The organism is Candidatus Komeilibacteria bacterium CG_4_10_14_0_2_um_filter_37_10, assembly GCA_002793075.1.
Classification (GTDB): domain Bacteria; phylum Patescibacteriota; class Patescibacteriia; order UBA1558; family UBA1558; genus UM-FILTER-37-10.
On sequence record PFPO01000074.1, the window covers coordinates 709 to 1,153 of the forward strand.

A 445-nucleotide genomic window follows, 5' to 3' on the forward strand; every position below is an offset into this window, starting at 1 on the left:
CGGCAGGTTTTACTGTTGAGACCGTAAAACTTTCATTGGTTCAGGAAAAATTAGAAAAACTTGCAAAAAATCTTGTTACATTGGAAATGCTTGAAAGGATAGTCAAAGTTGACGCTGAAATTGACGCGAAAAATATAAATTCTGAACTCTATGATGAATTTTCAAAACTTGCTCCATTCGGAGTAGGTAATCCTCAACCGGTTTTTATGACCAAAAACTTAATGATATCTGACATGAGGTTGGTAGGTGTGGAAAATCGCCATGTATCCTTTAGATTAGTTAATTCCGAAAATAAGCTGATGGATGCAATCGGATTTAATTTATCAGAAAAAACAAACGACATTCGAATAGGAGATCGAATTAATGTCGTTTATTCAATCGACAAAGAGATCTGGCGCAACATTACACGTTTAAAACTTAAATTAAAAGATTTCAAAAAATAAAT

General features: G+C 33.0%; 1 pseudogene (cut by a window edge). It reads left to right on the top strand.

What is annotated here, in order from left to right:
- A pseudogene (locus COX77_04055) lies at positions 1-443 on the top strand (hypothetical protein) (it extends 708 nt beyond the left edge of the window).
- Positions 444-445 lie beyond the last annotated feature (2 nt).